A 907-nucleotide genomic window follows, 5' to 3' on the forward strand; every position below is an offset into this window, starting at 1 on the left:
GGCCTCGGTGTTCGGCAAGCTCATCGTGCAGGGCGGCGTCACCTCCGGGATCCTGAACGCGGTGGTGGCGGAGGACCTTCCCGGCCCCGGTTCGGTGTTCCTCGAAGTGTCGTGGAAATTCGTCAAGGCGGTCGGCGTCGGCGAGCTGATCACCGGCCGCGTCGAGGTCAAGGAGGTGCGCGCCGACAAGCCGATCACGAAGCTGGAGACGTCGGTGCGCAACGAAGCCGGCGAGCTTTGCCTCACCGGCACCGCGACGGTTTTCACCGTGCCGCTCGCCAAGGGTTGAGGACTTCGCGTATCCGCTTACCTGCCCGCCGTCTCGGCGATGAAAGCGCGAACGTGGTCTATGAACTCCTCGAAGGCGGGTTCGCCTTCGAGCAGGATGTGGTTCTGGCTTTCGAGCTCGATGAAACGCGCGCCGGGAATGCCCGCGGCCATGGTGCGCCCGGATTCGACGGGAGCGACGTTGTCGTCGCGCGCGTGCAGCACCAGCGTCGGCACCTTCACCTTTTCCAGCAAATCGCTGACATCGATCACTGAAAAGGCGCTCTGCAGGCGCCAGGCATCGTCGGGGGAGACAGTACGCAGCATCAGATCGTCCATCCAGGCGAAATGCTCGTGGGTGGCGCCGGGGATGAACATGGAGCAGAAGGCCTGGCGGAACATCGGGTTCGGCTTGCCCCAGCTTTCGCGCATCAGCGTCGCCACGGCCTCGCGTGTCGCGATCTCGCCGGCGTCGCCCCGCGCCCGCCAGCCTTTGACGTAACCGCCATAGAGGATCATGCCCGATACTTTCTCGGGATGGCGGATGGCGTAGGCGATCGAAACCGCGCAGCTCTGCGACAGGCCGAGCAATGTGAAGCGGTCGAGCCCCGTCGCCTCGACCACGCGTTCGAGGTCGGAC

General features: G+C 65.4%; 1 protein-coding gene and 1 pseudogene. One reads left to right on the forward strand and one right to left on the reverse strand.

Annotation, left to right across the window (positions count from 1 at the left end; genetic code table 11):
• Positions 1-289: pseudogene (locus tag EOA28_RS37070) on the forward strand (MaoC/PaaZ C-terminal domain-containing protein); the annotation flags it as partial.
• 17 nt (positions 290-306) lie between these two features.
• Here EOA28_RS37070 and EOA28_RS37075 read toward each other — a convergent pair.
• The coding region (locus tag EOA28_RS37075; RefSeq protein WP_148671173.1) for an alpha/beta hydrolase at positions 307-907 on the reverse strand (601 nt) is incomplete at its 5' end.

Origin of the sequence: Mesorhizobium sp. M2A.F.Ca.ET.067.02.1.1 (assembly GCF_004023285.1) — a bacterium.
Classification (GTDB): domain Bacteria; phylum Pseudomonadota; class Alphaproteobacteria; order Rhizobiales; family Rhizobiaceae; genus Mesorhizobium.